Origin of the sequence: Lutibacter sp. (genome assembly GCF_041562875.1) — a bacterium.
In the GTDB taxonomy this organism is placed as follows: domain Bacteria; phylum Bacteroidota; class Bacteroidia; order Flavobacteriales; family Flavobacteriaceae; genus Lutibacter.
This window is the reverse complement of the sequence record NZ_JBFFOE010000037.1, coordinates 20,946-27,236: the sequence shown is the minus strand read 5'-3', so window position 1 is coordinate 27,236 and position 6,291 is coordinate 20,946. Positions and strand designations below refer to the sequence as shown.

The 6,291-nt window shown below is 29.6% G+C and carries 5 protein-coding genes and 2 tRNA genes; 6 read left to right on the top strand and 1 reads right to left on the bottom strand.

Features of this window, described 5'->3' with window-relative positions; genetic code table 11:
• The 6 genes from ABY863_RS07150 to ABY863_RS07125 form a co-directional block, all read left to right on the top strand.
• Window positions 1–465: hypothetical protein (locus ABY863_RS07150; RefSeq protein WP_372793575.1), on the top strand; the 465-nt coding region annotated here is incomplete at its 5' end.
• A gap of 95 nt (window positions 466–560) precedes the next feature.
• Window positions 561–1,301 carry an MlaE family ABC transporter permease gene (locus ABY863_RS07145; protein WP_372793574.1) on the top strand — a complete coding sequence of 247 codons (741 nt, stop codon included), beginning with the start codon at window positions 561–563 and terminating at the stop codon, window positions 1,299–1,301.
• On the top strand, window positions 1,302–2,069 hold the full coding sequence (locus tag ABY863_RS07140; protein WP_372793573.1) for an ABC transporter ATP-binding protein: 768 nt from the start codon (window positions 1,302–1,304) through the stop codon (window positions 2,067–2,069).
• 62 nt (window positions 2,070–2,131) lie between these two features.
• Window positions 2,132–2,204, top strand: a tRNA-Lys gene (locus ABY863_RS07135).
• 42 nt (window positions 2,205–2,246) lie between these two features.
• A tRNA-Tyr gene (locus ABY863_RS07130) sits at window positions 2,247–2,327 on the top strand.
• Window positions 2,328–2,446: 119 nt separating this feature from the next.
• Window positions 2,447–4,852 carry a TonB-dependent receptor domain-containing protein gene (locus ABY863_RS07125; RefSeq protein ID WP_372793572.1) on the top strand — a complete coding sequence of 802 codons (2,406 nt, stop codon included), beginning with the start codon at window positions 2,447–2,449 and terminating at the stop codon, window positions 4,850–4,852.
• Here the strand turns inward: ABY863_RS07125 and ABY863_RS07120 are convergent.
• Window positions 4,849–6,282, bottom strand: coding sequence for a DUF389 domain-containing protein (locus ABY863_RS07120; RefSeq protein WP_372793571.1), 1,434 nt, complete (start codon window positions 6,280–6,282; stop codon window positions 4,849–4,851). The genes ABY863_RS07125 and ABY863_RS07120 overlap by 4 nt on opposite strands.
• Between the last annotated feature and the right edge of the window lie 9 nt (window positions 6,283–6,291).

Here is a 6,291-nt window from a genome sequence, read left to right as displayed (position 1 = left end):
GCAGGTCAAAATTATACTGCAGGTAGGATAGATGTAGAGATAGTTGATGAAAATGGTATAGATTATGTTTATATCACATATATAACTAATAGTGAATGGGTAATTAAACTAACTCATTTATATGCTGGTGATAGAGATGGAATTCCTGAAACAAAAAAAGGAAACCCAAAACCAGGAGTTTTTGAAAAACGAATGGATTATGAAGCTAATATTATTTCTGATTTTGAGGTAGAATATAAAATAGCAGCTGATGCTTTTGAACCTTGCTTTTATATTGCTGCTCATGCCGAAGTTGTTAAAATTGATGATAAAGGAGCAGAAATTCAAAGAGAAACAGGCTGGGGTCAAGGAGAAGGTTTTGAAGGAGATAGTTGGGCAATGTATTTTGAATTTTGTAAAGAATTATGTGGAGGTGGAGTAGACCCAGGAACAGGTACTCCTCCGGTAAACGATGGAGTTAGATAATATAAAAAATTTAAAACCCTCTTATGAGGGTTTTTTTATGTCTTAAAATTGAATACCTAATATTAAATTTGATATTTTAGCCAAAAGAAATTTATATGAATTACTTAAGGCATATAGGAAAGTATTTTATAATGCTTAAACAAGTTTTTAAAAAACCTCAAAAATGGTCGGTTTTTTGGGAAATGCTTTTCAGAGAAATTGAAGATTTAGGATTAAAATCTTTGGGAATAATTGCGTTTATTTCATTTTTTGTTGGAGGTGTTGTAGCGATTCAAACAGCGCTAAATGTAGATAGTCCTTTTATTCCAAAATACTTAATTGGTTTTGCAACTAAACGTTCCATGATTTTAGAATTTGCACCAACGTTTATGTGTGTTATTTTAGCGGGTAAAGTTGGTTCGTATATTTCATCAAGTATGGGGACAATGCGTGTTACTGAGCAAATAGATGCTTTAGAGGTGATGGGAATTAATTCTTTAAATTATTTAGTTTTACCTAAAATAATAGCAACACTTTTCTTTTATCCGTTGTTAATTTTATTAGCTATGTTTTTAGGTATTTATGGTGGTTATGTTGCAGGAACATTAACCGATTTATTTTATAGTGAAGATTATATTTATGGGATTCAACTTGATTTTAATCCTTATTATATAAAATATGCCTTAACAAAAACATTGGTTTTTGCATTTGTAATTGCAACAATCCCTGCATATCATGGATATTACGTAAAAGGAGGCTCATTAGAGGTTGGTAGAGCGAGTACACAAGCCGTAGTTTGGACTAGTGTTGTGATTATTTTATTAAATTATTTTTTAACTCAAATGTTGTTAGGATAAATGATAGAAGTTCAAGAATTATATAAAGAATTTAATGGAACTCCAGTTCTAAAAGGTATTTCAACAACATTTGAGAAAGGAAAAACTAGCATGATTATTGGTCAAAGTGGTTCTGGGAAAACAGTTTTTTTAAAATGTTTAGTAGGTTTACACGTTCCTAATGGTGGAATTATTTCATTTGATGGTAGAATACATACAGAACTAGGAATAAAAGAACAGAGACAATTAAGGCAAGATATGGGAATGGTATTTCAAGGAGGTGCGTTATTTGATTCATTAACAATTGAAGAAAATATTCTATTTCCTTTAAAAATGTTTACAGATAAATCAAATTCTGAAATGTTAGATCGTGTAAATGTTGTTTTAAATAGAGTTAATTTAGAAAATGTGAATAATAAATTTCCTGCAGAACTTTCTGGAGGAATGCAAAAACGTGTGGCAATTGCGAGAGCAATAGTTATGAATCCTAAATATTTATTTTGTGATGAGCCAAATTCAGGTTTAGATCCAAGAACAGCAACTGTAATAGACAACTTAATACAAGAAATTACGCAAGAATATCAAATAATTACTATTATTAATTCACATGATATGAATTCTGTGATGGAAATTGGTGAAAAAATTATTTTTCTGAAAGATGGTATAAAAGCTTGGGAAGGGACCAATGAAGAGATATTTAAAACTGAAAATGAGGCGGTTGTAGAATTCGTGTATTCTTCAAATTTATTCAAGAAAGTTAGAGAAGCATATTTAAGTAAAACAAAATAAAAAAGAAGTTTGTTTTATTAAAATATACCATTATATTTGCACCCCAATAAAATGGGAAATAAGACCTGGTAGCTCAGTTGGTAGAGCACCTCCCTTTTAAGGAGGTGGTCCTGGGTTCGAGCCCCAGCCCGGTCACAAAAACTTCTCTAAGTATTGAGAAGTTTTTTTTGAAATTTTGGTGAGATACTCAAGTGGCCAACGAGGGCAGACTGTAAATCTGCTGCGCAAGCTTCGAAGGTTCGAATCCTTCTCTCACCACAAAAAACCTTAAACATAATTGTTTAAGGTTTTTTTATGTTTTTTTATTAAAATGTTTAATATAAATTTAATTATGTTAAACAAAAATTGTAATTTTACTAAAATTTAGATGGTAAAGGATGATAAAAAAAGTTTTTATTTGGTTATTTTTCTTAAGCCAATCTGTTGGGTTTTCACAAAATACAGGAACATTAAAAGGGAAAATAATTGATATACAAACAAGAGCTAATCTGCCTTTTGTAAATGTTCTTGTGGTTGGATCAAATATCGGTGCAATTTCAAATGAGAATGGTGATTTTGTTATTAATAATGTTCCTTTGGGATATGTAAAGGTTCAAGCTTCTTTTTTAGGCTATTCAACAACTATGTCAGAAGATTATTTGGTGACTAACGATAAGAATCCATATATTTTCATAGAATTGTTGGAAGATAATGAGCAGTTAGATGAAGTTGTAGTTCAAAGTAAGTTGTTTAAAAAAACAATTGAAAGTCCGCTTTCTGTTCAAACTTTAGGAATCGCAGAAATTGAAAAAAACCCTGGGGGGAATAGAGATATTTTAAAAGTAATTCAATCTCTACCGGGTGTTGCTTCTAATCCGGGTTTAAGAAATGATATCATTATTAGAGGTGGAGCGCCTTCTGAAAATAAATTTTATTTAGATGGGATTGAAGTTCCAGTTATTAATCATTTTCAAACACAAGGTTCGTCTGGTGGACCAGTTGGAATTATAAATGCAGATTTAATTCGGAAAGTAGATTTTTATTCAAGTGCTTTTCAAGCGAATAGGGGGAACACTTTAAGTTCAGTTATTGAATTTACACAGAAAGATGGAAATCCTGATAAATTGAATGCCAGAGCTACTTTAGGAACTTCTGATGCTGGAATTACAATTGATGGACCATTAGGGGATAAAACTACTTATATAGCTTCTGTGCGCCAATCCTACTTAAAGTTGTTGTTTAAACTTATAAAATTACCTTTTTTACCAACTTACAATGATTTTCAATTTAAAATAAAACACCAATTGTCTAATAAAAGTGAATTTTCTATAATAGGTTTGGGTGCTATTGATAATTTTAAATTAAATGAAGATGTAAATGATAATGTTACCGATGAAGCTACTTTGAAAAGAAATTTATACATATTAAGTAATATTCCTATTCAAGAACAATGGAATTATACAGTTGGGCTCTCATATAAACATTATGGAGAAAAAGCTACGCAACAAATTGTGTTAAGCAGAAATGAATGGAGTAACAATGCTAAAAAATATTTTGATAATACAGGTAATTCAATAGATTTATTACTAGATTATACTTCAAAAGAAATTGAAAATAAATTTAGATTTGAAAATACATCCACCTTAAAAAATGATTACAAATTAAATTTAGGTGTGGGTTTTGAAAATGTGAAATATAAGAATACTACTTTTCAAAAAATTGCAAATTCTGAAGGTGTTTCTGAAATTGATTTTTCTTCAGAATTATCAATGTTGAAATACAATGTATTTGGACAGCTTTCAAAAAAGTATTTAAACTATAAATTAGGTGTTTCACTTGGTTTTAGAATGGATGGTGTTAATTATAATAGTGAAATAAGCAATCCGTTTAACCAGTTTTCTCCAAGAGTTTCATTGTCATACCAATTAAGCAAGAAACTAAATTTAAATGCTTCTTCAGGGATTTATTATCAATTGCCAGCATATACAATAATGGGGTATAGAAATAGTTTAAATGAACTGGTGAATAAAAATAATGGATTAAAATTTATTGAAGCTACTCATTATGTTTCAGGGTTGGAATATAATTCTAGCTCAACTTCAAAAATTTCTATTGAAGGTTTTTATAAAAAGTATAATAAGTATCCTTTTTCGAAAAGAGATCAAATAAGTTTAGCGAATTTAGGTTCAGATTTTGGAGTGATTGGTAATGAAGAAGTTTTATCAATATCAAAAGGAAGGGCTTACGGTTTTGAATTATTAGCGCAAAAAAAAACGTATAATGGTTTGTACTATTTACTTTCATACACATTTGTAAAAAGTGAGTTTCAAGATGTATCAAATAATTATATTCCATCATCTTGGGACAATCGTCATTTGTTAACTATAACAGGTGGTAAAAAGTTAACTAAAAATTGGGAAATAGGAGGTAAGTTTCGTTTAGTGGGCGGGCAACCTTATACGCCTTATGATTTTGAAACATCTTCAATAGTTACAAATTATAATGTATCGAACAGCGGAATATTAGATTATTCTAAACTAAATTCGGAACGATTTAAAACCTATCATCAATTAGATATTCGAGTAGATAAAACGTGGTATTGGAAAAAGCTTTCTCTTAATTTTTATGTAGATATTCAAAATTTATATAACAGTGAAGCTACAACACAACCTTATTTAATACCAAGCGTTGATGAAAATGGTGTAAGAATAATAAATACAACAACTAACACATACAACCTTGAAGAAATTGAAAATACTTCAGGAAATGTTTTACCACGATTTGGATTTATTCTAGATTTTTAATAATTATTTACTTGTAACGTATCTAATTTTAAACGAGTTTTAAGCCACTTTTTTAATAACAATTGTTGATTGGCTGTATTTGGAATAGAATCGTACCATTTTGCATTAAAAACTGTGATGGTATCTACTTTTTTAAAATTAGTATTAACTAGCCTAGCATAGCTTAAATTGGATAATCCATTATAATTTATTTGAGCTTCTTTGCTAATTTGAATAAACGGAATTTGTGTATTATAAAATTTTGACAACTCTGTTTCTAATAGTTTTATTTTATCTTCTTTTTCCTTAATAGATTCATCTCTAGAAGAAATTATTTTTTGATTTTGAGCATATAAATCAGATAGATTTTTTACTTCGTTTCGTATATCAGAATCATCAGCACCTTGCTGAAATATTAATTGGGTTTGTTCTAACCCATAATCAGGAAGTTTTGAAATCCACTTTTCTTTGTCTTTTGGAGATAATTTTTCACCATAAACAACAAGCTTTATACTGTTTTTTTTGTAATTAATATTTTCATCAACTTCATCAATAATACTAACGCCACTTTCTTTTATATCATTTATGAGGTGTTGAGATGCTTGTTTAAATTGATTTTCTTCAAAAAGGTTAAAAAATAAATAAATACTTCCAGAGAATACTAAAATAGCAACAAAAGAAGCCAGCCTAGAAATACGCTTTCTTTTAGCTGAATCTAGATATTTTACCATTGGAAATTTTAAAAACTTCACAATTACAAATGCAGCTAAAGCAATAAAAATGGTATTTATAGTGAATAAAAACATGGCACCTCCAAAATAATTCAAATTTCCTGTAGCAAGCCCAAAACCTGCCGTACATAAAGGTGGCATTAAAGCAGTGGCAATTGCTACTCCAGCAATAGTATTAGTTTGTTTACTTCTTCTGCTTAAAGCAATTATTAAGGCTAATCCACCAGCTATTGCAATAAAAACATCTCTAACATCAGGAGCTGTTCTTGCTAAAAGTTCAGGAGTTTCGTCTCTAAAAATTGGAATTAAAAAGAAAAAGAATGAAGTTGTTAAACTTAAACCAACCATCACGCCTAAGTTAATTAATGAGCGTTTTAAGGTGTCAATGTCATTAATACCAATAGATAGACCAACGCCTAATATTGGTCCCATTAAAGGCGAAATAAGCATTGCTCCAATAACTACTGCAGATGAGCTAACATTTAAACCAATAGAAGCTATTAAAATTGAAAAAACTAGTACCCAAGCAGTATGTCCTTTCATGGATATATTTTCTTTAATATCTTCAATAGTACCTTTTTTATCTGTATCAACTCTGATATCTAACAATTCATGTAAAAATTGTTTTATACTTGTCCAAGCATTTTTAATATCGTAGTTAGCTGAAGGAGTATTTGTTGTATCTTTTTCAGTTGATGGCTTGCTATTGGTATTTTCCATGTTCAAATT